Source organism: Spirillospora sp. NPDC127506 (genome assembly GCF_040302145.1).
In the GTDB taxonomy this organism is placed as follows: Bacteria; Actinomycetota; Actinomycetes; order Streptosporangiales; family Streptosporangiaceae; genus Spirillospora.
Genome location: NZ_JBEORG010000036.1, coordinates 17,066 through 40,357, shown reverse-complemented (window position 1 = coordinate 40,357; position 23,292 = coordinate 17,066). Strand labels below are relative to the sequence as shown.

The 23,292-nt window shown below is 75.8% G+C and carries 23 protein-coding genes; 18 read left to right on the top strand and 5 right to left on the bottom strand.

Going from position 1 to position 23,292, the window contains the following annotated elements:
• Positions 1–38: 38 nt before the first annotated feature.
• Positions 39–683, top strand: coding sequence for a helix-turn-helix transcriptional regulator (locus tag ABTW95_RS27965; protein ID WP_396446743.1), 645 nt, complete (start codon positions 39–41; stop codon positions 681–683).
• Positions 684–715: 32 nt separating this feature from the next.
• Positions 716–1,309 carry a DUF3291 domain-containing protein gene (locus ABTW95_RS27960; protein WP_500227833.1) on the top strand — a complete coding sequence of 198 codons (594 nt, stop codon included), beginning with the start codon at positions 716–718 and terminating at the stop codon, positions 1,307–1,309.
• Here ABTW95_RS27960 and ABTW95_RS27955 read toward each other — a convergent pair.
• Positions 1,306–2,388, bottom strand: coding sequence for a DUF3866 family protein (locus ABTW95_RS27955; RefSeq protein WP_396446745.1), 1,083 nt, complete (start codon positions 2,386–2,388; stop codon positions 1,306–1,308). The two genes, ABTW95_RS27960 and ABTW95_RS27955, sit on opposite strands and share 4 nt — an antisense overlap.
• 91 nt (positions 2,389–2,479) lie before the next feature.
• Between ABTW95_RS27955 and ABTW95_RS27950 the strand changes: the two genes are divergently transcribed.
• The 6 genes from ABTW95_RS27950 to ABTW95_RS27925 all read left to right on the top strand — a co-directional run bounded on the left by ABTW95_RS27950 (position 2,480) and on the right by ABTW95_RS27925 (position 8,878).
• Entirely contained in the window at positions 2,480–3,511 is a 1,032-nt protein-coding gene (locus ABTW95_RS27950; RefSeq protein WP_396446746.1) for a helix-turn-helix transcriptional regulator, read from the top strand.
• The gene (locus ABTW95_RS27945; RefSeq protein WP_396446747.1) at positions 3,508–4,500 is read left to right on the top strand and encodes a helix-turn-helix transcriptional regulator; all 993 of its coding nucleotides are present in this window, start codon (positions 3,508–3,510) and stop codon (positions 4,498–4,500) included. Before ABTW95_RS27950 ends, ABTW95_RS27945 begins: the two co-directional genes overlap by 4 nt.
• Before the next feature lie 25 nt (positions 4,501–4,525).
• Positions 4,526–4,744: a hypothetical protein gene (locus ABTW95_RS27940; protein ID WP_396446801.1), complete on the top strand. Its 219-nt coding sequence runs from the start codon at positions 4,526–4,528 to the stop codon at positions 4,742–4,744.
• A 26-nt stretch (positions 4,745–4,770) separates the two neighbouring features.
• Complete coding sequence (gene tatA, locus ABTW95_RS27935; RefSeq protein ID WP_396446748.1) at positions 4,771–5,130, top strand: Sec-independent protein translocase subunit TatA; 360 nt, start codon at positions 4,771–4,773, stop codon at positions 5,128–5,130.
• Positions 5,131–5,181: 51 nt separating this feature from the next.
• Positions 5,182–6,045, top strand: coding sequence for a twin-arginine translocase subunit TatC (tatC, locus tag ABTW95_RS27930; RefSeq protein ID WP_396446749.1), 864 nt, complete (start codon positions 5,182–5,184; stop codon positions 6,043–6,045).
• A 64-nt stretch (positions 6,046–6,109) separates the two neighbouring features.
• Positions 6,110–8,878 carry a DEAD/DEAH box helicase gene (locus ABTW95_RS27925; protein ID WP_396446750.1) on the top strand — a complete coding sequence of 923 codons (2,769 nt, stop codon included), beginning with the start codon at positions 6,110–6,112 and terminating at the stop codon, positions 8,876–8,878.
• A gap of 3 nt (positions 8,879–8,881) precedes the next feature.
• Here ABTW95_RS27925 and ABTW95_RS27920 read toward each other — a convergent pair whose 3' ends face one another.
• A complete protein-coding gene (locus ABTW95_RS27920) occupies positions 8,882–9,736 on the bottom strand; it encodes an oxygenase MpaB family protein (protein ID WP_396446751.1) in 855 nt (284 codons plus the stop codon).
• 217 nt (positions 9,737–9,953) lie between these two features.
• On the opposite strand from ABTW95_RS27920, the gene ABTW95_RS27915 reads away from it, so the two are divergent.
• The 6 genes from ABTW95_RS27915 (at position 9,954) to ABTW95_RS27890 (ending at position 16,250) form a co-directional block, all read left to right on the top strand.
• The gene (locus tag ABTW95_RS27915; protein WP_500227832.1) at positions 9,954–10,316 is read left to right on the top strand and encodes a hypothetical protein; all 363 of its coding nucleotides are present in this window, start codon (positions 9,954–9,956) and stop codon (positions 10,314–10,316) included.
• 124 nt (positions 10,317–10,440) lie between these two features.
• A complete protein-coding gene (locus ABTW95_RS27910) occupies positions 10,441–11,496 on the top strand; it encodes an ABC transporter ATP-binding protein (protein WP_500227831.1) in 1,056 nt (351 codons plus the stop codon).
• Positions 11,493–12,329: an ABC transporter permease gene (locus ABTW95_RS27905; RefSeq protein ID WP_396446754.1), complete on the top strand. Its 837-nt coding sequence runs from the start codon at positions 11,493–11,495 to the stop codon at positions 12,327–12,329. Before ABTW95_RS27910 ends, ABTW95_RS27905 begins: the two co-directional genes overlap by 4 nt.
• A gap of 126 nt (positions 12,330–12,455) precedes the next feature.
• Positions 12,456–13,127, top strand: a complete 672-nt coding sequence (locus ABTW95_RS27900) for a TetR/AcrR family transcriptional regulator (protein WP_396446756.1) — start codon at positions 12,456–12,458, stop codon at positions 13,125–13,127.
• Entirely contained in the window at positions 13,108–13,878 is a 771-nt protein-coding gene (locus ABTW95_RS27895) for an ABC transporter ATP-binding protein (RefSeq protein ID WP_396446757.1), read from the top strand. The genes ABTW95_RS27900 and ABTW95_RS27895 overlap by 20 nt, the downstream gene beginning before the upstream one ends.
• On the top strand, positions 13,875–16,250 hold the full coding sequence (locus ABTW95_RS27890) for an ABC transporter permease (RefSeq protein ID WP_500227830.1): 2,376 nt from the start codon (positions 13,875–13,877) through the stop codon (positions 16,248–16,250). Before ABTW95_RS27895 ends, ABTW95_RS27890 begins: the two co-directional genes overlap by 4 nt.
• A 70-nt stretch (positions 16,251–16,320) precedes the next feature.
• Here the strand turns inward: ABTW95_RS27890 and ABTW95_RS27885 are convergent, their stop codons facing one another.
• Positions 16,321–17,058: an SRPBCC family protein gene (locus tag ABTW95_RS27885; protein WP_396446759.1), complete on the bottom strand. Its 738-nt coding sequence runs from the start codon at positions 17,056–17,058 to the stop codon at positions 16,321–16,323.
• Between the two features lie 19 nt (positions 17,059–17,077).
• Entirely contained in the window at positions 17,078–17,707 is a 630-nt protein-coding gene (locus ABTW95_RS27880) for an ArsR/SmtB family transcription factor (RefSeq protein WP_396446760.1), read from the bottom strand.
• A 101-nt stretch (positions 17,708–17,808) separates the two neighbouring features.
• Between ABTW95_RS27880 and ABTW95_RS27875 the strand changes: the two genes are divergently transcribed.
• The 3 genes from ABTW95_RS27875 (at position 17,809) to ABTW95_RS27865 (ending at position 20,922) form a co-directional block, all read left to right on the top strand.
• On the top strand, positions 17,809–19,578 hold the full coding sequence (locus ABTW95_RS27875; RefSeq protein WP_396446761.1) for a glycoside hydrolase family 15 protein: 1,770 nt from the start codon (positions 17,809–17,811) through the stop codon (positions 19,576–19,578).
• Between the two features lie 55 nt (positions 19,579–19,633).
• Entirely contained in the window at positions 19,634–20,113 is a 480-nt protein-coding gene (locus ABTW95_RS27870; RefSeq protein ID WP_396446763.1) for a MarR family winged helix-turn-helix transcriptional regulator, read from the top strand.
• Positions 20,114–20,211: 98 nt separating this feature from the next.
• The gene (locus ABTW95_RS27865; protein WP_396446764.1) at positions 20,212–20,922 is read left to right on the top strand and encodes a DUF4142 domain-containing protein; all 711 of its coding nucleotides are present in this window, start codon (positions 20,212–20,214) and stop codon (positions 20,920–20,922) included.
• 42 nt (positions 20,923–20,964) lie between these two features.
• Here the strand turns inward: ABTW95_RS27865 and ABTW95_RS27860 are convergent, their stop codons facing one another.
• The gene (locus ABTW95_RS27860; RefSeq protein ID WP_396446765.1) at positions 20,965–21,816 is read right to left on the bottom strand and encodes an NAD-dependent protein deacetylase; all 852 of its coding nucleotides are present in this window, start codon (positions 21,814–21,816) and stop codon (positions 20,965–20,967) included.
• Between the two features lie 185 nt (positions 21,817–22,001).
• Here ABTW95_RS27860 and ABTW95_RS27855 point away from each other — a divergent pair, with 185 nt between their 5' ends.
• Entirely contained in the window at positions 22,002–23,288 is a 1,287-nt protein-coding gene (locus tag ABTW95_RS27855; protein WP_500227829.1) for a beta-ketoacyl-[acyl-carrier-protein] synthase family protein, read from the top strand.
• Positions 23,289–23,292: the final 4 nt, after the last annotated feature.

The window sequence follows — 23,292 nt, the reverse complement described above, 5'->3', positions numbered from 1 at the left end:
TTTCTAAACCGCATGCCGGTTGTTCTTAGACTGGCGGTGTGGAGGACATCGACGCGATCGCGCTGCTGCAGGATCCGGTGCGGCGGCGGCTGTACGAGTACGTGGCGGCGCAGGACCGCGAGGTGGGGCGGAACGAGGCGGCGGAGGCGGCGGGGGTGGCGCGGACGCTGGCGGCGTTCCATCTGGACAAGCTGGTGGACGCGGGGCTGCTGGAGGCGGGCAGCCGGCGGTTGACGGGCCGGTCGGGGCCGGGTGCGGGGCGTCCGGCGAAGGTGTACCGGCGGTCGGCGGCGGAGCTGGGGGTGTCGGTGCCGGCGCGGGATTACCGGACGGCGGCGGGGCTGCTGGCGGAGGCGGCGGAGTCGGCGGGCCTGGACATGGAGTTGCAGGATGCGGCGCGCAGGCGGGGCCGGGCGCTGCGCGGGGGCGTCGGCGGGCTGGGGGAGCTGGCGGAGGTGCTGGCCGGGCGGGGCTATGAGCCGGTCGTGGACGACGCCGGTGTGCTGCGGATGCGCAACTGCCCGTTCCATGCGGTGGCGGAGGAGTTCCCGCCGCTGGTGTGCGGGATGAATCTGGCGCTGCTGGAGGGGTTGGCGGAGGGTTCGGGTGTGCGGGTGCGGATGGATCCGCGTCCGGGCTGGTGCTGCGTGGCGGCCGAACCTTCTAAAAACAATGAGGATTGACATAGAAGCGGCGCCGTGGTGAGCTGAGGATCATGACGGATGACACCCGCGACGACGCCCGCTGCCACGACGACGCCCGCTACCGCGGCGACAACCGCTACCGCGACGACACCCGCTACCACCTGGCCCAGTTCAACGTCGCCACGCTCCGCCACCCCCTCGACGATCCGCGCACGGCGGACTTCGTGGCGCTCCTGGAACCGGTGAACGCGCTCGCCGACGCGGCGCCGGGGTTCGTGTGGCGGCTGGTGGAGGAGGGGCGGCCGGACGCCACCGGCATGCGCCCCGCCGGCGACGACGTGATCGTGAACTTCTCGGTGTGGGAGTCGGTGGAGGAGCTGTGGGACTTCGTGTACCGCAGCGCGCACCTGGAGACGATGCGCCGCCGCCGCGAGTGGTTCCAGCGGCACGCGGAGGCGCACCTGGTGATGTGGTGGGTCCCGGCGGGCCGCATCCCGACGGTGGAGGAGGCCCTGGAGCGGCTCGCGCTGCTGCGGGCGCAGGGGCCGTCCCCCCGCGCCTTCACGTTCAACTCGGCCTACACGGCCGCGGAGGCCGCGGCGGCGGAGGCCGGCGCCGCGGCCGAAGCCCCGGGCGCCGCCGAGCCCGCGGCCCTCGGGGGCTAGCCGAGCAGCGCGGCGGCGTGGCGGCCGGCCGCGGCGGCGGTGAGGAAGTAGGGGAGGTCCTCGTCGAGGCGGCGGCCCATGGTGGACATGGGGGCGCCCCAGTCCTTCTCGGCGGCGCGGAGGGTCTCGTGGAGGCCGTCGACGGGGACGGGGACGAGCCGGTGCCGGTCGCCGAGCGGCGCGGCCTCCGCGGCGACGCGGGCGCCGAAGGCGCCGCCGAGTTCGGGGACGGGGATGTCGGCGGCGGCGAGGGCGACGCGGCCGTAGGCGGTGAGGGAGTGGTGGGAGACGCCGATGTGGCGTTCCCGCGCGTCGCCCTCGCTGACGCGCAGGGAGCCGACGGGCCGGCCGCCGAGGACGGACGCGGCGTTGACGGCCTCGCCGGCGGAGACGCCGGAGAACCCCCATCTGGTGCCGGTGCCGAGGTTGCCGGGGCCCTGGGCGAGGACGACGGCGTCGGCGCGCAGGACGAGGCGGGCGGCGAGGAGCCCGGTGTGGACGGTGACGGCCTCCAGGTCGCCGCCGAACGCCTGCCCGGCGGTGACGGTGGCGGCGAGGGCGCCGGCGTCCTTGAGCCGGGCGATGGACATGGAGAACCAGGCGGGCAGCGCCCCGCCGTCCGGCATGACGTAGACGACGCGGGCGCCGGGCCGGGCGGCCAGCAGCGCGGCGAGGATCGGGGGCAGCGCGGAGTGCAGGTCGGCGATGACGACGGGCATGCCGTCCAGGGAGTCGGCGTCGCGGAGCAGGTCGTGGTGGGGGGAGCCCTGCTCGTCGGCGCCGAGGACGGTGGCCTGCAGCGGGGTGTAGCGGGCCTTGACGAGGTGGCCGGGGCCGGCGGGGTCGGGCGGGAGCCGGTCGGGGACGGCGACGACCATCGCGTAGCCGCCGGTGCCGAGTCCCATCGCCAAGGCCGTAGTGTTGAGCAGGACGGTGTCGCCCGGTTCGGGCCGTCCCACCAGGGCGGGGTAGGCCAGGGCGCGGTGCGTGCCGTCGCCCCCGATCGAGACGTTCAGCTCGACCGCCCCGGGCCATTCGCGGCGGATGTCCTCGACTGTGCCTTTGCGCCATCGGATCACACCGGGAAACGGTAGCGTCCTGCAGTACGGCTCGCGGGGACGTTCGGCCGCCCGGTGCGGGGGGCCACGGAGGGAACGAGGTGGTGGCGGAGTGTCGCGGCGCAAGACCGAGCGCCTGCTGAATCTGGTGGTCTGCCTGCTCGCGACCCGACGTTTTCTGACGGCCGAGCAGGTCCGCCGGGCGGTGCCCGGCTACCCGGACTCCGACGAGGCGTTCAAGCGGATGTTCGAGCGGGACAAGGAGGAGCTGCGCGAGCTCGGCGTCCCGCTGGAGGTGGGCAGCGACCTGCAGGGCGGCGGCGGTGAGGAGATCGGGTACCGGATCCCGCCGCAGGCCTACGAGCTGCCCGAGATCCATCTGACGCCGGACGAGGCGGCGGTGCTGGGCCTCGCGGCGCGGGTGTGGCAGCAGGCGAGCATGGCGGAGGCGGCGTCGGGGGCGCTGCTGAAGCTGCGCGCGGCGGGCGTGGAGACCGACGCGGCGCCCGCGGTGGGCATCGAGCCGCGGGTGAACACCCACGAGCCGGCGTTCGCGGCGCTGTGGGAGGCGGTGCGCGACGGCCGCCCGGTGGCGTTCGACTACCAGGGGATCGGGCGGACGTCGGCGGCGCGGCGGCATCTGGAGCCGTGGGGCGTGGTGAGCCGGCGGGGCCGCTGGTACGTGGTGGGCTTCGACCGCGACCGCGGGGAGCAGCGGGTGTTCCGGCTGAGCCGCATCGTGGGGGAGGTCGCCGCGGACGGCCCGGCGGGGTCGGTGGCGGTCCCGGACGGGGTGGACGTGCGGCGGATCGCGTTCGACTGGGGCGACCCGGTGAGCGAGCCGCGGCCGGCGGTGGTGCGGCTGCGGCGCGGCGCGGCGCAGGGCCCGCGGCGGTGGGCGAAGGACGTGCGGCCGGTGGAGGGCGGCCCGGACGGCGAGCGGGACGGCGAGCGGGACGGCGAGTGGGACGAGGCGGTCCTGACGTTCCGCGACGTGGACCGGTTCGCGCCGTACCTGGCGCGGTTCGCCGACGACGTGGTCGTGCTGGACCCGCCGGACCTGCGGGAGGCGGTGATCCAGCATCTGAAGGCGGTGCTGGCGGGCGCCGGGGGGCACCCGGGGCGCGAAGGGGAGGCGCGATGAGCGGCAGGGCGGCGGCGACCACGTCGACGGACCGGCTGGGGCGGCTGCTGGCGCTGGTCCCGTACGTGGTGAACCGCGACTCGGTGGCGCTCGGGGAGGCGGCGGCCGCGTTCGGGGTGACCGAGAAGCAGCTGATCGACGACCTGAACCTGCTGTGGTGCGTGGAGCTGCGCGCCCCGGACCCGTACTGCCCGATCGACCTGTCCTACGAGGGCGGGGAGATCACGGTGGCGGAGGCGGAGTCGATCGCGCGTCCGCTGCGGCTGAAGGTGGACGAGGCGTCCGCGCTGCTGGTGGCGCTGCGGATGCTGGCGGGGATCCCCGACCTGGACGACCGGGACGCGCTCAGCCGGGTGATCGCGAAGCTGGAGGGCGCGGCGGGGGAGGCCGCGGCGGTGTCCAGCAAGGTCGCGGTGGAGGTCGACGCCTACGGCGCGACGGCCGACCCGGCCCGCACCGCGGTGGGGGTGCTGCGGGACGCGATCGCGGCGGGCCGCCGCGTGCACCTGACGTACTACGTGCCGGCGCGGGACGAGAACACCGAGCGGGACGTGGACCCGATGCGGCTGCTGGTCGTGGAGGGCAACACCTACCTGGAGGGGTGGTGCCGGCGGGCGGAGGCGGTGCGGCTGTTCAAGCTGGACCGGATCGCCGACCTGGCGGTGCTGGACGTGCCGGCGCAGGTGCCGGACGACGCCGAGCCGATCGACGTGGACGCGGGCCTGTTCCGGCCGTCGCCGCAGGACGAGGCGGTCACGCTGGAGCTGACGCCGCGGGGCCGGTGGGTGGCCGACTACTACCCGTGCGAGAGCGTGGAGGAGCTGGGGGAGGGGCGGCTGCGGGTCGTGCTGCGGACCCCGGACTCGCGGTGGGTGCGGGGCCTGGCGCTGCGGCTCGGCGACCAGGGCCGCGTCGTGGCGCCCGCGGCGGTCGCGGCGGGGGTGCGGCAGGACGCGGCGCGGGCGCTGGCCCGGTACGGCGTGCTGTGAGCGGATCGGGTACCGTGGCCGCGTGATGTGGGTCGCGGTGTCGGTGGCGCTGGGCTTCGCCGGCCTGGCGGTGCTCGCCTGGTGCGCCTTCCGGGTGTGGCTGGGCGTGCGGAGCCTCGGCCGCGAGCTGGACCGCACCAGGCGGCGGCTGCAGCCGAGGCGGTCGGCGCTGCGCGACGAACTCTCCCGCCTCCAGGATGCTCGGTCGTCACAAACGCCGGATGAGGGCGTACGATCGGCCTGAGGGCCATTCTGCTGAAGAGGACTGCCATGCCGAACATCGGGACTCCCGAACTGCTCATCATCCTGCTGGTCGTCGTGCTGATCTTCGGTTCGGCGAAGCTTCCGCAGCTCGCGCGGTCGCTGGGCAAGTCGGCGCGGATCCTGAAGGCCGAGACCAAGGGCCTGCGCGAGGACGACGACGACGCGCCGGAGGACAAGCCGTCCCGGCAGGCGCAGGCGCAGGACGAGGACCCGCGGGAGAAGGCGGCGCGGCTCCGGGAGGAGGCGGCGCGGCTGGAGCGCGAGGCGGCCGGCGACACCGGGCAGCGGCCGCGCGGCGCGATCGGTTCCGGCGAGCCGATCGAGGGCGTGCCGGTGTCCGACCCCGGCAAGCTGCGCCAGGGCTGACCCGCCCCGCCCGCGCGTTCCCTCCGCCGACCCCGAGCCCGAATGCCGACGATGAAGCTGAGCAGGCGCGACGCCGCCCCCGACGGCCGCATGCCCCTCATGGACCACCTCCGTGAGCTGCGCAACCGGTTGATCAAGGCGATCCTGGCCTTCGTGGTCGGCGCGGTCGTGGGGTGGCTGCTGTTCGACCCGGTGTGGGACTTCCTCAAGCAGCCGTACTGCTCGCTGCCGCAGTCGCACGTGGTCGACAAGGACGAGTGCTCCCTGTTCGTCAACGGGATCTTCTCCTCGTTCTTCCTGAAGCTGAAGATCTCCTGCATCATCGGCGCGGTCATCTCCGCGCCGATCTGGCTGTACCAGCTGTGGGCGTTCGTCGCGCCGGGCCTGTACAGCCGCGAGCGGCGCTGGACGTACGTGTTCCTGAGCGCCGCGGTCCCGCTGTTCTTCGTCGGCACCGGCCTGGCGTACGTGACCGTCGACAAGGGCCTGGCGATCTTCCTGGGGTTCGTCGCCGACGACGTCAAACCGCTGATCACCGTGGACAGCTACCTCAGCTACGTGCTGACGATGCTGCTGGTGTTCGGGCTGACGTTCGAGCTGCCGCTGTTCGTGGTGCTGCTGAACCTGGCGGGCGTGCTGAGCTCGGCGCGGATCCGCCGGATGCAGCGGATGATCCTGTTCGGGATCTTCGTGTTCGCGGCGGTCGCGACGCCGAGCGCCGACCCGTTCACGATGCTCGCGCTGGCGCTGCCGACGGTGCTGCTGTTCGAGATCGCCGCGCTGCTGGCGTTCCTCAACGACCGGCGCCGCGCCCGCCGCCCCGACCCGTACGCGGGCCTGTCGGACGACGAGGCGTCCCCGCTGGACCTGGACGCCATCGACGCCGAGCTGGAGAAGGGCGACGCCGCCCGCTGATCACCCCGCCCCCCGGCGGCCGCGGATTGGGTATCGGGCCGGTCGAAACCGTAGGCTCGAAGGCATGACCTCCCCCGACACGGCGTCGGCCGACCAGAGCCCGGCCCAGCGGTACGCCGCCTACCGCAGGCGCACCGCCGGGAGCGGCCCGGCCCTGCTGGACTTCCGCACCCTGTACGACTTCGAGCTGGACCCGTTCCAGCTGGAGGCGTGCCGGGCGCTTGAGGACGGCAGCGGCGTGCTGGTCGCCGCGCCCACCGGGTCCGGGAAGACGGTGGTGGGGGAGTTCGCCGTCCACCTCGCCCTCACCGGCGGCACCAAGTGCTTCTACACCACGCCGATCAAGGCGCTGTCGAACCAGAAGTACGCCGACCTCGTCCGCCGGTACGGGCCGGAGAAGGTGGGGCTGCTCACCGGCGACAACAGCGTCAACGGCGAGGCCCCGGTGGTCGTGATGACGACCGAGGTGCTGCGGAACATGCTGTACGCGGGGTCGCAGACCCTCGCCGGGCTCGCGTTCGTCGTGATGGACGAGGTGCACTACCTCGCCGACCGGTTCCGCGGCGCCGTCTGGGAAGAGGTGATCATCCACGTCCCGGACTCGGTGCGGATCGTGGCGCTGTCGGCGACGGTGTCCAACGCCGAGGAGTTCGGCGAGTGGCTGCACGAGGTCCGCGGCGACACCGCGGTGATCGTCGACGAGCACCGGCCCGTCCCGCTGTTCCAGCACATGCTCGTCGGCACCCGCCTGTACGACCTGTTCGTCGACACCGGCAAGGGCGGGGACCGGCAGGCGCGGCTGAACCCGCAGCTGACGCGGATGGCGGTCGAGGAGGTCCGCCGCGCCAAGGTCAACCAGGGCCGCCGCACCGGGCGGCGCCGCGCGCCGCGCCCGCAGCGGTTCCGGCCCCCGTCCCGCCCGGACGTGATCGAGCGGCTGGAGCGCGCCGGGCTGCTCCCGGCGATCACGTTCATCTTCTCCCGCGCCGGCTGCGACGCCGCCGTCCTGCAGTGCCTGCACGCCGGGATCCGGCTGACGTCCAGGGAGGAGGCCGAGGAGATCCGCGCGCACACCGAGCTGCGCACCGCCGACATCGCGCCGGAGGACCTGCGGATCCTCGGCTACGGCGACTTCCTGGAGGCCCTGCAGCGCGGCGTCGCCGCGCACCACGCCGGGATGCTGCCGACGTTCAAGGAGATCGTCGAGGAGCTGTTCACCCGCGGGCTGATCAAGGCGGTGTTCGCGACGGAGACGCTGGCGCTCGGCATCAACATGCCCGCCCGCACCGTCGTGATCGAGAAGCTCGACAAGTGGAACGGCGAGGCGCACGTCGACCTCACCCCCGGCGAGTACACGCAGCTGACGGGCCGCGCCGGGCGCCGCGGCATCGACGTGGAGGGCCACGCCGTCGTGGTGTGGGGCCCGAACGTGGACCCGGCGTCCGTCGCGGGCCTGGCCGGCACCCGCACCTACCCGCTGAACTCCAGCTTCCGGCCGTCGTACAACATGGCGGTGAACCTGGTCGGCGCCGTCGGGATCGAACGGGCCCGGACGCTGCTGGAGGAGTCGTTCGCGCAGTTCCAGGCCGACCGCGCCGTGGTGGGGCTGGCCCGGCAGGTCCGCAAGAACGAGGAGGCCCTGGAGGGGTACGCCAAGGCCGCGCAGTGCCACCTGGGCGACTTCATGGAGTACGCGGCGATGCGGCGGCGGCTGTCGGACCGGGAGGCGGAGCTGTCCCGGGAGCGGTCGTCGGCGCGCCGCGCGGAGGCCGCGCGGTCGCTGGAGCACCTGCGGCCCGGCGACGTGATCATCGTGCCGTCGGGGCGCCGCTCCGGCCTCGCCGTCGTCCTCGACCCGGGCGTGGGGCGCCGCTCGGACGGGCCGGCGCCGCTGGTGCTGACGGTCAACCGGTCGGTGCAGCGGCTGTCGATCCAGGACTTCCCCCGCGCCGTCGAGCCGGTCGACCGGATCCGCATCCCCAAGTCGTTCAGCCCCCGCAACCCGCAGGACCGCCGCGACCTGGCGTCCACGCTCCGCAACCGGGTGCCCGACGACGTCCGCGACCGCAGGCGCGCCCGCGCCGACTCCGCCGCCGCGGAGGACGCCGAGGTCACCCGGCTGCGCGCCGAGCTGCGCCGCCACCCGGTGCACGGCTGCGACCAGCGCGAGGACCACGCCCGCTGGGCCGAGCGGTACCACCGGCTGGACCGGGAGACCGAGCAGCTGCGCCGCCGCGTCGAGGGCCGCTCCCAGGTGATCGCCCGCACCTTCGACCGGGTCTGCGCGGTGCTGCAGCAGCTCGGCTACCTCGACGGCGACTCCGTCACCGCCGAGGGCCGCCGCCTCGGCCGCATCTACAACGAGCTGGACCTGCTCACCGCCGAGAGCCTCCGCGAGGGGCTGTGGGAGAAGCTCGACCACGCCGAGCTGGCCGCGTGCGTGTCGGCGCTGGTGTACGAGTCGCGGCAGCCCGACGACGCCGCGCCGCCCCGCACCCCCGGCGGCGCGGCGCAGGACGCGCTCGCCGCGATGGTGCGGCTGTGGGGGGAGCTGGAGGCCGTCGAGCGCGACAACCGGGTGTCGTTCCTGCGCGAGCCCGACCTGGGTTTCGCGTGGACGGCGTACCGGTGGGCGAAGGGCGACGACCTCGACGAGGTGCTGCTGGAGAGCGACCTGACCGCCGGCGACTTCGTCCGCGCGGTCAAGCAGCTGCTGGACCTGCTCGGGCAGGTCGCCGACGCGTCCCCGCAGAACAGCCACATCCGCAAGACCGCGCGGCGGGCGATGGACGCGATGCGCCGCGGCGTCGTCGCCTACTCCTCCGTCGGCTAGCGGTCAGGAGGGGGCGGCGCGGCGGCGGACGCGGCGCGCGGACAGCGTGCGGTCCACCCGGTGGCCCGCCAGCCGGACCAGCAGCGGCTGCGGCGGGCGCCGCAGGAACCGCGGTGTGACCCGGTGCCCGGCGGCGGCGCCCCGCAGCAGCAGCCGGGCGGCGCGGCGGCGCCCCGGCGTCCAGGGCAGCCCGTACTCCTCGCGCAGCCGCTCGGGCAGCAGCGCCGCGGTGACCAGCCGGAACACCATGAGGGCCGGGAACAGGGCGCGGAGCTTGCGCGGCCACAGGACCGCCCGCGCCACCTCGCGGGCGGCGCCGGTGACCTCCAGGGAGGCGAGCGTCTCGTCCATGTAGGCGCGGAACGCGGCAAGGTCGGGCGGCTGCTCCTCCAGCGGGCAGCCGAGGACCTCGGCGACGACGCGGGCCTGCCGGTAGTACTCCTCGGGGTCGGTGTCGCCGGGCCGCATCAGCGTCTCGTGGACGTACAGCGCCGAGTCGATGAGCGTCGCGTTCACCCACATCTGCAGGCCGGGGTCGTTGCCGGAGTAGCCCTCGCCGCGCACCGCCGTGTGGATGCCGCGGACCTTCGCGGCGATCCGCGCGACCTGCTCGGGCGTCCCGAACGTGGTGATGAGCAGGAAGTCCAGGGTGCCGAACAGGCGGGCGAGGGGCCGCTCGGCGAAGTCGCTGTGCTCGGCGACGCCGCGGGCCACGCCCGGGTGGGCGAGCTGCATCAGCAGCGCCCGGCCCGCGGCGAGGCCGACGAGCGGTTCGGAGGCGAGGGTCCGCAGGACGTCGCGGTCGGCGAGCCGCTCCGCCAGGCGGTCGGGTGCGGGGGTCGGGGACGTGGCGGGCAAGCGGGCCTCCCGGCGGTCGGGTCCAGGGCGCCATCCTCGCCCACCTATTGACGGGTGGTCAATAACGCGGGCGCCAGGCCGCGGCCTGAACGGGCCACAATGTGAAATGCCGCACATTTCCATGTCATTCGGTGACACAATCGGGCTGCCCGACGACCGGTCGGCCCGCTGGAGCCCGGGCGCCCTCCCCGCATGGATCACGAGAAAGGTCCCCACCGTGGCCATCCGCGACAAGATGCGCGCCAACGCGGCCCATGTCCTGCAGCCCGGCGAGAACGTCCAGGCGGTGTTCGTCGGCCAGACCGTCAGCCCGTACTGGATCCTGGTCTCCTCCCTGATCATCCTCTTCGGCAACACCTACCGCGTCGTCGTGGTCACCGACCGCCGCATCCTCCTGTGCCGGTCCGGGCGGCTGCGCATGACCCCCGTCAACGAGGTCCTGCGCGAGCTGCCCCGCGGCACCCGCATCGGGCCGCCGGAGGGCCTCTGGTGGCGCTGCGAGACCCTCGGCGAGAAGCTCTACGTGCACCGGCGCTTCCACAAGGACGTCAACGCCGCCGACGGCGTCGCCGCCGCCTGACCTCCTCCACGCCTACTACCCGGGTCGGAGGAGGTTCCGCAGTGCGGAGGATCCGGGCGCCGCGCCCGGCGCGCTAGTGTGATCACGATCACTGGACCACCGCCGAGCAGCCCGGGAAGTGCGAATGATCGAGGCGGAGAACCTCACCAAGCGGTACGGCGACAAGACCGCCGTGGACGACCTGTCCTTCACGGTCGTCCCCGGCCGGGTGACCGGCTTCCTCGGCCCGAACGGGGCCGGGAAGTCGACCACCATGCGGCTGCTGCTCGGCCTCGACCGGCCCGACCGCGGCGACGCCCGCATCAACGGCCGCCACTACCGCGACCTGGACGCCCCGCTGAGCGTCGTCGGCGCGCTGCTGGAGGCGCGGGCCGTGCACACCGGCCGCAGCGCCTACAACCACCTGCTGTGCCTGGCGCAGACGCAGGGCATCGGCAAGCGCCGCGTCGACGAGGTCATCGACCTCGTCGGCCTCGCCGAGGCCGCCCGCAAGCGCGCCGGCGGGTTCTCCCTCGGCATGGGACAGCGGCTCGGCATCGCCGCGGCGCTGCTCGGCGACCCGTCCGTGCTGATCCTGGACGAGCCCGTCAACGGCCTCGACCCCGAGGGCATCGTGTGGATCCGCACCCTCATGCAGCGGCTCGCCGCCGAGGGGCGCACCGTGTTCGTCTCCAGCCACCTGATGAACGAGATGGCCGTCACCGCCGAGCACCTCATCGTCATCGGGCGCGGCCGGCTCATCGCCGACTGCTCCACCGAGGAGTTCATCGAGCGCAGCACCGAGAAGACGGTCACCGTGCGCAGCCCCGGCGCCGCGCGCCTCGCCGAGCTGGTCACCGCCGAGGGCGGCAAGGCCGACCCGGGCGGCGACGGGCTGCTCACCGTCACCCACATGGAGGCCCCCCGCGTCGGGGAGCTGGCCGCGGCCGAGGGGATCGTCCTGCACGAGCTGACGCCGAGCCGCGGCTCCCTGGAGTCGGCGTTCATGGAGCTGACCCGCGACAGCGTCGAGTACGGCACGGCCGCCCAGGCACTCGGACCCGCGCCCGGACCCGCGCCCGGACCCGCACCCGGCCCGGCGCCCGGCCCCGTACCGGGCGCGGCGCCCGATCCCGCACCCGGCGCGGCGCCCGGCCAGGCGACCGGACCGGTCCCGACCCAGGAGGAGGAGACCCGATGACCGCGCCCGCCACCGCCGCGCCCGCCGCCGGCCAGGCCGCGCAGGGGCGGCCGAGCTTCGGCCGGCTGATGCTCGCCGAGTGGACGAAGATCCGCACCGTCCGGTCCACGCTGTGGTCGCTGATCCTGCTGGTCCTGCTCGACCTCGGGTTCACCGCGCTGTTCGTCGGCCTCACGATGGCGCAGTGGGACAAGGCCGACCCCGGCGACCGCGCCCAGATCGCCGCCGACCCGGTCAGCTTCATCCTCGGCAGCGGGTTCTTCCTCAGCCAGCTGACCATCTGCGTCCTCGGCGTGCTGGTGATCGCGTCGGAGTACTCCACCGGCATGATCCGCGCCAGCCTGCTCGCGGTGCCGCGGCGGCTGCCGATGCTGTGGGCCAAGGCCCTGGTGTTCGCGCTGGTCGTCCTCGTCCTCGGCGTCGCGGTGTCGTTCGCGTCGTTCTTCATCGGCGCCGGGATCATCGGGGACCGGATGCGGGTGTCCCTCGGCGACGAGGGCGTGCTGCGCGCCGTCGTCGGCGGCGGGCTCTACCTGGCGATGCTCGGGCTGTTCGCGCTCGCGATCGGCGCGATCGTCCGGCACACCGCCGGCGGCATCACCGGCGTCATCGGGTTCGTGCTGGTGCTCGCGCCCCTCGCCATGCTGCTGCCCGGCAGCGTCGGCGACCACATCCACGCCTACCTGCCGTCGGAGGCGGGCACCCTGATCGCCAAGGCCCACCAGGGCCCCGACGACCTGCTCACCCCCTGGCAGGGCTACGGCGTCTTCGCGCTCTGGACGGCCGCGCTGCTCGCCCTGGCCGCGTTCCTGCTCAAACGCAGGGACGCCTGACCCGGCCCGCCCGCGTCCCCGCGCCGCGACCCCGGCGCGGGGACGCTCGCGTCTCCGGGCCCTCCACCGGAACCATTGCACAGTGCAACGGTCGGGTGTACCGTCTTGGGCAGTTGCTTAAAGCGAATGACCAAGATCGGATGCCCTGAGCGGGCGGGAGCGGAGACGATGGCGGACGGCGAGGTGCCCACGCGGATCCGGCTGCTGGAGGCGGCCGTCGCGGTGATGGCCGACGGCGGCTGGGCCGCGGTGACCTCGCGGGCCGTGGCCGACCGCGCGCAGGCCAACAACGCGCTCGTGCACTACTACTTCGGATCCGTGGACGCGCTCCGCCGCGCCGCGGTCCTGCACGCCGTGGAGAAGGAGCTGGAAGGCCCCGTCGAGGCGATCCTGCGGGCCGAGGACGCCCTCACCGCCGTCGCCGACGCCGTCCGCGGGCTCGCGGCGCGCGGCCCCGGCAGCGCCGCGCAGCGGGTCCTGGTCGAGGCGATGCTGAACGGCCTGCGCGACGACGAGCTGCGCGCCGAGACCCAGCGCCAGATCCGGGCGTTCCGCGACCTGCTCGCCGCGCGCCTGGCCGAGAACCGGGAGTCGGGGCTGCTGCGCCCCGACGCCGACCCCCGCGCCCTGTCGGTGGTGCTCACCGCGCTCATCGACGGGCTGCTCATGCACGTGATGGTCGATCCGGAGACCGAGGCCGGCGGCGCGGCGGCGGGCCTGGTGGCCCTGCTGCGCCCGTCCGGGCCCTTGCCCGGGCAGGCGGACGGAGGAGAGGACGATGACGGGACACGGCGGTGAACGGGCGGCGGCCGTCCGGGCGGACGGGGCGGCGCACGGCGATGCCCCGCCGGCGGTTCTGCTGCGCGGCGCCGGCAAGACCTACGGGACCGGGCACGCGCGGGTCCACGCGCTGCGCGAGGCCGACCTGGAGGTGCGGCGCGGCGAGTTCGTCGTCCTGCTCGGCCCGTCCGGGTCGGGCAAGACGACCCTGCTCAACCTGATCGGCGGGATCGAGCCCGCCACCGAGGGCGAGGTGATCGCCGGCGGCCGCGACATCTCCCGGCTCGGCGAGGACGCCCGCACCGCCTACCGGCGCGACACCGTCGGGTTCGTGTTCCAGTTCTTCAACCTCGTCCCGTCGCTCACCGCGCTGGAGAACGTCCGGCTGGTCGCCGAGCTGACCGGCCGCGGCGACCGGGAGCGGGCGGCGGCCGCGCTCGCCGCCGTCGGGCTCGCCGACCGCGCCGGCCACTTCCCGGCGCAGCTGTCGGGCGGCGAGCAGCAGCGCGTCGCGATCGCCCGCGCCATCGCCAAGGACCCCGAGCTGCTGCTGTGCGACGAGCCGACCGGTGCGCTGGACCTGGAGACCGGGCGCGGCGTCCTGCGCGTCCTGCAGGACCTCAACCGCGAGGGGCGCACGGTCCTGGTCGTCACCCACAACGCCGCGATCGCCGCCCTCGCGCACCGCGTGGTGCGGATGCGGTCCGGCCGCATCGTCGGCGTGACCGCCGGCGCCGAGCCGGCCTCCGCCGACCGGGTCGAGTGGTGACCGTGCGCGTCCTCAACGTCAAGCTGCGCCGCGACCTGCGGCGCCGCCCCGCCCAGCTGGTGTCGGCGGTGGTGCTGGTGATGCTCGGCGTCGCGCTGTTCGGCGCGTCCTACGACGCCTACCGCAACCTCGACGCCGGCTACCAGGCCCTGTTCCGCGAGTACCGGTTCGCCGACCTCACCCTGACCGGCGGCGACACCGCCGCGATCGCGCGGGACGCGGCGGCGCGGCCCGGCGTGCGGGCGGTCGCCGTCCGCACGGTCGCGGACGTCCCCCTGCGCATGCCCGGCGGCGACACCCTCGTCGGCCGCGTCGTCGGGCTCCCCGCCGGAGCGCAGCCCGCGGTGAACCGGGTGAAGGTCCTGAGCGGCGCCTACCTCGACCCGGCCGCGCCGCGCGGCGTCCTCGCCGACACCCACATCGCCGACCAGGCGGGGCTGCGGCCCGGCGCCGCCGTGGCGGCGTGGGACGGGCGGGCGTGGCTGCCCCTGTCGGTGCGCGGCACCGTCTCCTCGCCCGAGTACCTGTGGCCCGCCGCCAGCCGCCAGAACGTCCTGCCCGCGCCCGGATCGTTCGGCGTCCTGTTCGTCCCCGAGCCGCTCGCCCGGCGGATCGCCGGGGCCGCGGCGCCCCGCCAGGCGGCCGTCTACTACACCGCCGCCGGACGCGAGCGCGCCGCGGAGCTGGACGCCGCCCTCACCGCCGCCGCCCGGTCGCACGGGGCGGGCGCGGCGCTCACCCGCGCCGAGCAGCCCTCCAACGCCACCCTCGCCGAGGACATCAAGGGGTTCTCCGAGCTGGCGGTGATGTTCCCGCTGCTGTTCCTCACCGCCGCCGGCGTCGCCGTCTACGTCGTGCTGACCCGCCGCGTCGCCCGCGACCGGGTGATCATCGGGACGCTGCGCGCCTCCGGGTTCCGCCGCCGCACCGTCGTCGCCCACTACCTCGCCACCGGCGTCGCGGTCGGGCTCGCCGGGTCCGCCCTCGGCGTCGCCGCCGGGCTCCTGCTGGCCGGGACCGTCACCCGGCTGTACGGGGACGCGATCGGGCTGCCGGAGACGCTGGTGTCGGTGCGCGCGACCACCGTCGCCGCCGGGCTGGCGTTCGGGGTCGCCGCGGGCGCGCTCGCCGCGCTCGCGCCCGCGGCGGCGGCCGCACGCGTCCCGCCCGCCGAGGCGATGCGCGGCACCGTCCCCGCGACCGGGGGAGGGGGCCGGCTCGCCCGGCTGGCGCGGGCGGTGCCCGCCGCGGGGCGGCTGCCCGCCGGGGCGTGGCTGGTGCTGCGCGGCCCCACGCGCCAGTTGCGCCGCACCATCTACACCATGGCGGGCGTCGTCCTCGCCCTCGTCCTGATCCTGGTGTCGTGGGGGATGCTCGACTCCTCCAAGGCCACCGTCTCCCGCCAGTTCGACCAGATCCAGCGGCAGGACGCCGAACTCACCCTCGGGCGCCCCCTCGACGGCGCCGCGCTCGGCGCGGTGGCCGCGACCCCCGGGGTCCGCGCCGCCGAGCCGTCCGCGCACGTCCCCGTCACCGTCACCGCCGGGGGCGCGGGCTACTCCACCACCGTCGTCGGGCTCCCCGCCGGGACCCGCATGCACCGGTTCCTCACCCCCGGCGGCGGCGAGCGGAGCCTGCCCGCGCACGGCGTGCTGCTCGGCGTGGCCCTGCGCGACAAGCTCGGCGTGGACGCCGGCGACCGCGTCGGGCTGCGCCTCGGCGACGGCCGCACCGCCACGACGACCGTCGCCGGGTTCGTGGACGAGCCGCTCGGCACCTACGCCTACGCCACGCTCGGCCAGCTCGCCGCCTGGGCGCCGGACGCCGCGCCCGACACGGTCCTGGTGGCGTTCGACCCCGGCGCCGACCGCGCCGCCGCCGGGCGCGCCCTCGCCGCCCGGCCCGGCGTCGTCGCCTACACCGACGCGCACGCCCTGAAGAAGACCATGGACGAGTACATGAACCTGTTCTACGTGTTCGTCGCGGTCATGCTCGCGTTCGGCGGGCTGCTGGCCTTCACCGTCCTGTTCGCCACCCTGTCGGTGAACCTCGCCGAACGCGGCACCGAACTGGCCACGCTGCGCGCCGCCGGCGTCGGGCGGCGCCGCCTCGGCCGGCTCGTCACCGCCGAGAACCTCCTCGTCGTGGCCGCCGGCGCGGTCCCCGGGCTGATCCTCGGGAGGCTCGCCACCGGGGCGTTCCTCGGCGCGTTCAACAGCGACCTGATGTCGTTCCACACCGAGATCCGGCCCGCCACCTTCGCCTGGTCGGCGCTCGCCGTGATCGCCGTCGCGTGGGCGGCGCAGCGCCCCGGCCTGCGCGGCCTGGCCCGCATGGACCTCGGCGCGCTCGTCCGGGAACGGTCCGGCTGACCCCCGCCCGCCCCGCCCCGACCGGCGCGGCGGTCAGGCGTAACGGTCAGGCGTGCGGTCAGGCGTGCGGTCAGGCGTACAGGGCGTTCAGCCAGTCCTGCCACGCCTTCCGCGCCCGGTCGGCGGACGCGGCCGCGTCCGGCGCGAACCGGTGCAGCGCGATGCCCACCGGGCCGCCCCACGCGTCGCGGCCGAAGAACCGGTACATCGCGTCGCCGGTGCGCAGCCCGATGAAGTGCTCGTTCCGGTAGTCGAGGACGGCCTCGGCGGGGCCGGCGTCCGGCAGGTCCACCCGCACCGTGTCGCCCTCGGCGGCGCCGTCCAGCCCGAGCGCGCGGCCGACCGCGGCGAACGAGCCCTTGCGCATGGACTCCGCCGGGCCCTGCACGTCGGAGTGCGCCGCCCGCCGCCCGGTGAAGTGCGCCAGGTACTGGCGCAGCGTGTGCAGGTAGAAGTCGGTGTGCCGGTTCGCGCCGTCGTACTGGTCGTCCCAGTCGCCGGTGAAGATGCCGCTGTGCACGTAGCGGACCCAGGCGCCGCCGCCCTCGCGCGGCTCGATCCGGTGCTCGAGGACGTTGAGGGTCTGCGGCATGCCGTGGATGCCGTTCGGGTCCTCCGCTCGGCTGGCCAGCCGGTGCGGCGGGTCCCACGCGGTGATGACGCCCCCGCCGGCGACGCCGCCGCCCTCGCGGGGCTCGAACTCCATCGGCCACAGCCACGCGGCGGTGCCGGTGGTGACGGCGTCCCAGACCTGCTCGGGGCTCGCCTCGGTCTCGTACTCGCGGACGATCTCGAATTCCCTGCCCATGGTCGCTCTCCTCGCGCTCTCAGCTCTCGATCTCCCCGGTGGGCTGCGGTTCCGCGCGCGCCCCGGGCTCGGTCTTCAGGGACGGGTGGACGGCGATGACGACGCGGTGCGCGCGGCCGCCCTCCACCGCCCCGCCGTGGTACTTGCGGACGAGCGCGCTCACCCCGGCGGTCAGCTCCTCGATGAACGCGGCCCGGTCCGCCGCCGTGGCGAACACGACCTCCCCGTCCAGCGCGTAGGTGGCCAGCCGCTTGTCGGCCCGCGCCGCCCCGCTGATCAGCGCGCCGACGTCGCGGACCAGCCGCGCGGCCAGCGCCAGCAGCCACCGCGCCGACAGCGCGTCGCGGTGCCGGCCGGGGTCGGGCTGCAGCGTCGCGAGCGCCAGCGGCGAGATGACGTAGGACGCCGCCGTCGCCCGCAGCAGCCGCTCGGTCATGTTGCCCTTGCGGCGCTCGCCGACCAGCTCGACCAGGCCGTGCCGCTCCAGTGTGCGCAGGTGGTAGTTGACCTTCTGCCGGGGGAGGCCCACTCGCGCCGCCAGCGTCGCCGCCGACATCGGCTCGCCCAGCTCGGCCAGCAGCCGCGCCCGCATGGGGTCCAGGGAGGCGGCCGCCGCCTCCGCGTCCTCGATCACCGTCACGTCCAGCATGCCCTCATCCTCGCTGCCGACAAATAGATTTGTCAAGACAGGATTCTTGGTCTTGCGGTGTTGTCCCGGATGCCCGGTTCGTTCTCGGGTAGTGGGAGGGCATGGCCAACGACCCGGAAGCCCGGTCCCGCACGCCCGGCGCACTGCGCGACTACGCCTTCATCGCCGACGGCGAGCGCGGCGTCCTCGTCGGCCCGGACGGCGAGTACGCCTGGATGTGCTTCCCCCACTGGGACTCCGACCCGGCCTTCGCCGGCCTGCTCGGCGGGCCCGGCGGATACCTGGTCCAGCCCGCGTGCGAGCGGTTCGTGCCGGGCGGCCACTACGAGGACCGCGGGCTCATCTGGCGCAGCCGGTGGGTGACCGGCGAGGGGTCCATCGTCGAGTGCCGCGAGGCGCTGGCCCGCCCCGCCCGCCGCGACCGCGCCGTCCTGCTGCGCCGCTGCCGGGCGGTGCGCGGCGGCGCCCGGCTGCGCGCCCTGCTGGACGTGCGCGCCGGCGGCCCGCGCATGCGGAGCCCGCACCACCGCGACCCCGACTGGACCGCCCGCAGCGGCGGCGTCCGGATCCGCTGGCGCGGCGCCGACGAGGCCGTCGTGCGGGAGGGCCCGGACGGCGGCGCGGTCCTCGCGGCGGCCTTCGACCTCGCCGAGGGCGAGTCCCGCGACCTCGTGCTCGAACTGGCCGCGGACGGCGCCGCCGCGGACCCGGCGGCGCTGGACGCCGACGCGCTGTGGGAGGCCACCGAACGGGACTGGCGGCGGGCCGTCCCCTCCTGCGGCGACACGATCGCCCCGCGCGACGCCCGGCTGTCCTACGCGGTCCTGACCGGGATGACCAGCCGGGCCGGCGGCATGGCCGCCGCCGCGACGACCGCGCTGCCCGAACGCGCCGACGAGGGCCGCAACTACGACTACCGCTACGCCTGGATCCGCGACCAGTGCTTCGCCGGGCACGCCGTGGCCGCGCACGGCGGCCCCCCGCACGTGCTGCGCAGCGCCGCCGAGTTCGTCACCGCCCGCCTCCTGGCCGACGGCGACCGGCTGCGGCCCGCCTACACCGTCGCGGGCGGCCCCGTCCCCGCCCAGCGCGGCAGCGGCCTGCCCGGCTACCCCGGCGCCGCCGCCGTCACCGGCAACCGCGCCGGCGGGCAGTGGCAGCTCGACGCGGCCGGCGAGGCCCTGCTGCTGCTCGCCACCGCCGCCGAGCACGACCGCGCCGGGGACGGCGCCCGGGAGGCCGCCCGCGTCGCCGCCGCGGCGGTCGGCAGCCGCTGGCGCGGCCCCGGCGCCGGCATCTGGGAGACCGACGACCGGCTGTGGACCCACTCCCGGCTGATCTGCGTCGCCGGGCTGCGGCAGGCCGCCCGCGTCCTCGGCGGCCCCCGCGAGGCCGCCGCCTGGAACTCCCTCGCCGACGCCGTCCTCGCCGAGACCGCCCGGACCGCGCTCACCCCCGGCGGCCGGTGGCGGCGCGCCACCGACGACGACCGGGTCGACGCCGCGCTGCTCATCCCGCCGCTGCGCGGCGCCGTGCCCGCCGGCGACCCGCGCACCGCCGCGACGCTCGAGGCCGTCCGCGCCGAGCTCGTCCAGGAGGGCTTCGTCTACCGGTACCGGGCCGGCGGCGAGCCGCTCGGCGCCGCCGAGGGCGCCTTCACCCTGTGCGGCTTCTTCCTCGCGCTCGCCGAGCACCGGCAGGGCGAGGCCGCCCGCGCCCTCGGCGCCTTCGAGCGGACCCGGTCCGGCACCGCCACCAGCGGGCTGTTCTCCGAGGAGTACGACGTCGAGCAGAGGCAGCTGCGCGGCAACATCCCGCAGGCGTTCGTGCACGCCCTCCTGCTGGAGACCGCCGCCCGCCTGGCCTCCTAGCCCGCCGCCCCGGGCCGCGTTGGCGCACCCGGGCCCGGCCCTGTAGAAAGCTGTCATGGACGAGGACGGGGACGCCGGAGTCGACGAGGTCACCTCGGCGATGCTGACCGCGTCGCGGCTGCTCGTGGCGATCTCCGCGCGCTCCCTGGCCGAGGTCCAGGACGCCGTCACGCTGCCGCAGTTCCGGCTGCTCGTCGTGCTGTCCTCGCAGGGCCCCACCAAGCTCGTCACGCTCGCCGGGCTGCTGGAGGTCAACCCGTCCACCGCGCTGCGGATGGTCGACCGGCTCACCGCCGCCGGGCTCGTCCGCCGCGAGGCCAGCCCGCGCAGCGGCCGCGAGGTCCTCATCCAGGTCACCGGCGCCGGGCGGCGCATCGTCGACGACGTCACCGCCCGCCGCCGCGCCGAGATCGCCGCGGTCGTCTCCCGGATGCCCGCCGGGCAGCGGCGCGCCCTCGTCGCCGCCCTGCGCGCCTTCACCGAGGCCGGCGGCGAACCCCCGGTCGGCGACACCGCCCAGCTCGGCTGGACCTGACCCCGGCCGGACCCGGCCCCGGCCGCGTCGAACCCCGCCGCCCCGGCGTGCGTACTGCAGCCGTAACGCCCTTCACCTCGACCGAGAGGCGGTGCCGGATGCCCCGACCCCGACCGGCCGCCGCAGCGGCCGCCGTGCCCGCCGCGCTGGCCGCCGGCCTGCTCCTGAGCGCCTGCCAGCCCGCCGGGCGGCAGGCCGCCGACGGCGCCGCGGTGGCGCCCAAGGCCGGCGACGAGGCCGCCGCCCAGTCCACCGTCGTCACCGACTGGGGCCCGCTCGGCCCCGCCGACCGCGACGTCATCGTCCAGCTCCGGCAGGCCGCGCTGTGGGAGATCCCCGTCGCCCGCCAGGCGCAGCGCCGCGCCGCCCGGCCCGCGACCCGCCGCGCGCTCGCGGAGATCGCCCGCCGGCACGCCGGGCTCGACCAGCTGAACCGCAGGGTCGCCGGGCGGCTCAACGTCCCGCTGCCGAACCGGCCCAGCGCCGTCCAGCAGAGCTGGATGTCGGAGATCAGCGGCAAGTCGGGCAACAACTACGACAAGACCGCCGTGGCGCGGATGCGGATGGCCCAGGGCATGCTCTACGCCGAGCTCGGCGCCGTCCGCGCCAGCACCCGCAACACCCTCGTGCGGCAGTTCGCCGAGCGGGCGCAGCCGTTCGTCAACGAGCAGATGCGGCAGCTGGAGTCCACCGGGTTCGTCACCGGCGACACGCTGCCCGACCCGCCCGCCGTCACCGAGCCGCCGCCGCCCGCCCCGCCCGGCGCGCGCCGCTCCCCGGCACCCGCCGCGACGTCGCTGCTGTCCTGACGCGCTGTCCTGACGCGGATCGGCGCCCGACCCGGATCGGCGCTAGCGCCCGAGCTCGCCGAGCAGGGCGGTGAGCGTCGCGCCGAGCGGCGCGTCCAGCCTGACCGCCGCGTGCTCGTCGCCGCGCGTTGCGCCCCGGTTGACGATCGCCACCGGCACGCCGTGCCGGGCCGCGTGCCGGACGAACCGGTAGCCCGACAGCACCGCCAGCGACGACCCGAGCACCAGCAGCGCGCCCGCGGCCCCGGTGAGCGCGTAGCAGTCCCGGACCCGGGCCGGCGGCACGTTCTCCCCGAAGAAGACCACGTCGGGCTTGAGGACGCCGCCGCACCGCTCGCACGGCACGACCCGGAACGCGGCGGCGGCCTCGTCGGGGATCACCGCGTCCCCGTCGGGGTTGATCGCCTCCGCGCGCGCCTCGAAGCCGGGGTTCGCGTCGCGCAGCCGCGCCTCCAGCCGCCCGCGCGGCGTCCGCTGCCCGCACCCCAGGCACACGACCCGGTCCAGCGACCCGTGCAGCTCGATCACCCCGTCCGCGCCGGCCGCCTGGTGCAGCCCGTCGACGTTCTGCGTGATGATCCCCGCGAGCAGGCCGCGCCGCTGCAGCTCCGCCACCGCCCGGTGCCCCGCGTTCGGGCGCGCCGCCGCCATGTGCCGCCGCCCGAGATGGGCGCGCGCCCAGTACCGGCGCCGCGCCGCCTCGCTCCCGGTGAACGCCTGGTAGGTCATCGGCTCCGCGCGCCGCCGGCGCCCCGTCTCGCCGCGGTAGTCCGGGATGCCCGACTCGGTGGACAGCCCGGCGCCGCTGAGCACCACCACGTCCCCGCCGGAGACGAGGTCGGCCAGCAGTGCCAGCTCGCCGGTCCCCGCCGCGTTCTCCGCCACCTGCGTCACCCCTCCATGGTGCACGACCGGGACGAGTGAGGGACGAAACGCCCGGCGCTCCTGTGGCGCGTGTCACCCGCGTGACAAAAACCGCCGGGAGAATGTGCCCGGGGCGGCAAGTTCCGCCGGGCGCCGCCGCGCTAGCTTCCGAAGCCCCGCCTCTCCGCGGGATCCCCCCACACCGCGAGGTGCCGATGACGCGTGAACACCGTGCCCGGAAAGGCCGCTCCCGGGCGTGCCGCGCCGATGGGACGCCCCGCGTCGTGGTGACCGGGTTCGGCGTGAAGAGCCCCGCGGGCGGCACGCCCGCGGAGGTGCTCGCGACCGTCCTGGCCGGCAAGTCGCAGGCCGTCCACGTCCCCGAGCTGCTGGAGGCCGGGACCGCCGTCTCGTTCGGCTGCCCCGCCCAGCCCCTGGACGAGGACCGCTACTTCGGCAGGCCCGAGCGGCGCCGCCTCGACCGGATGACCAAGCTCGGCGTCGCCGCGGCCGACGACGCCGTCGCCGACGCCGGGCCCGGCTACGGCGGCGACCCCGCCCGCCGCGGCGTCTACGTCGGGACGGCCGCCGCCGGGCTCGCCTCCGCCGTCGCGCTCGGCGGCCACGAGCACGCCGGGACGCTGGACCGGGTGCCGGTCCCCGCCGTCCCGAAGATCATGCCGAACGCGACCGCCGCGAACGTGTCCATCCGGCACGGCTGCCAGGGCCCCTGCCTCACCTTCTCCACCGGCTGCGCCAGCGGCGCCACCGCGATCGGCGAGGCCGCCCTCGCCATCCGCGCCGGCCGGATCGACGCGGCCGTCGCCGGCGGCGTCGACGCGATCCTCACCCCGTTCGTCATGGCCGCGTTCGCCCGCATCGGCGCGCTCGCCCGCCGCGACCCCACCCCGCACACCGCCGGGCGCCCGTTCGACGCCGACCGCGACGGGTTCGTCGTCGGGGAGGCCGCCGCGTTCCTCGCCCTGGAGCGCGCCGACCGCGCCGAGGCCCGCGGCGCCCGCGTGTACGGGGAGGTCGCCGGGTACGGGGCCGCCTCCGACGCCGCCCACCTCGTGCGGCCCCGCCCGGACGGGGAGGTCGCCGCCCGCTGCATCGCCGCGGCGCTCGCCGACGCCGGGCTGGAGGCGTCCCGGATCGGGCACATCAGCGCGCACGCCACCGGCGCCCGCGGCAACGACGGCGCCGAGGCGCTGGCGATCGACCGCTGCTTCGGCGGCCGCACCCCGCCCGTCACCGCCACCAAGGGCGTCACCGGGCACGTCCTCGGCGCCGGCGGTGCGCTGCAGGCGATGGTCGCGCTGCTCAGCGCCGCGGACGGGCTCGTCCCGCCCACCGCCAACTTCGCCGCGCCCGACGCCGAGACCGCGCTCCTGGACGTCGTGCACGGCGAGGCCCGGGCGATCCCGCCCGCGCGGCCCGCGCTGTCGAACTCGTTCGGGTTCGGCGGGCACGACGCTGCCCTCGTCCTCACCCCCGCCTGACGGG

What these genes read in the sequence shown, in the direction of transcription:
- ABTW95_RS27960 (WP_500227833.1), top strand. Translation starts at nt 716, where the DNA reads ATGACGGATGACACCCGCGACGACGCCCGCTGCCACGACGACGCCCGC.
- ABTW95_RS27945 (WP_396446747.1), top strand. Translation starts at nt 3,508, where the DNA reads ATGAGCGGCAGGGCGGCGGCGACCACGTCGACGGACCGGCTGGGGCGG.
- ABTW95_RS27905 (WP_396446754.1), top strand. Translation starts at nt 11,493, where the DNA reads ATGACCGCGCCCGCCACCGCCGCGCCCGCCGCCGGCCAGGCCGCGCAG.
- ABTW95_RS27885 (WP_396446759.1), bottom strand. Translation starts at nt 17,058, where the DNA reads ATGGGCAGGGAATTCGAGATCGTCCGCGAGTACGAGACCGAGGCGAGC.
- tatA (WP_396446748.1), top strand. Translation starts at nt 4,771, where the DNA reads ATGCCGAACATCGGGACTCCCGAACTGCTCATCATCCTGCTGGTCGTC.
- ABTW95_RS27875 (WP_396446761.1), top strand. Translation starts at nt 17,809, where the DNA reads ATGGCCAACGACCCGGAAGCCCGGTCCCGCACGCCCGGCGCACTGCGC.
- tatC (WP_396446749.1), top strand. Translation starts at nt 5,182, where the DNA reads ATGAAGCTGAGCAGGCGCGACGCCGCCCCCGACGGCCGCATGCCCCTC.
- ABTW95_RS27855 (WP_500227829.1), top strand. Translation starts at nt 22,002, where the DNA reads ATGACGCGTGAACACCGTGCCCGGAAAGGCCGCTCCCGGGCGTGCCGC.
- ABTW95_RS27895 (WP_396446757.1), top strand. Translation starts at nt 13,108, where the DNA reads ATGACGGGACACGGCGGTGAACGGGCGGCGGCCGTCCGGGCGGACGGG.
- ABTW95_RS27940 (WP_396446801.1), top strand. Translation starts at nt 4,526, where the DNA reads ATGTGGGTCGCGGTGTCGGTGGCGCTGGGCTTCGCCGGCCTGGCGGTG.
- ABTW95_RS27870 (WP_396446763.1), top strand. Translation starts at nt 19,634, where the DNA reads ATGGACGAGGACGGGGACGCCGGAGTCGACGAGGTCACCTCGGCGATG.
- ABTW95_RS27925 (WP_396446750.1), top strand. Translation starts at nt 6,110, where the DNA reads ATGACCTCCCCCGACACGGCGTCGGCCGACCAGAGCCCGGCCCAGCGG.
- ABTW95_RS27900 (WP_396446756.1), top strand. Translation starts at nt 12,456, where the DNA reads ATGACCAAGATCGGATGCCCTGAGCGGGCGGGAGCGGAGACGATGGCG.
- ABTW95_RS27910 (WP_500227831.1), top strand. Translation starts at nt 10,441, where the DNA reads ATGATCGAGGCGGAGAACCTCACCAAGCGGTACGGCGACAAGACCGCC.
- ABTW95_RS27865 (WP_396446764.1), top strand. Translation starts at nt 20,212, where the DNA reads ATGCCCCGACCCCGACCGGCCGCCGCAGCGGCCGCCGTGCCCGCCGCG.
- ABTW95_RS27880 (WP_396446760.1), bottom strand. Translation starts at nt 17,707, where the DNA reads ATGCTGGACGTGACGGTGATCGAGGACGCGGAGGCGGCGGCCGCCTCC.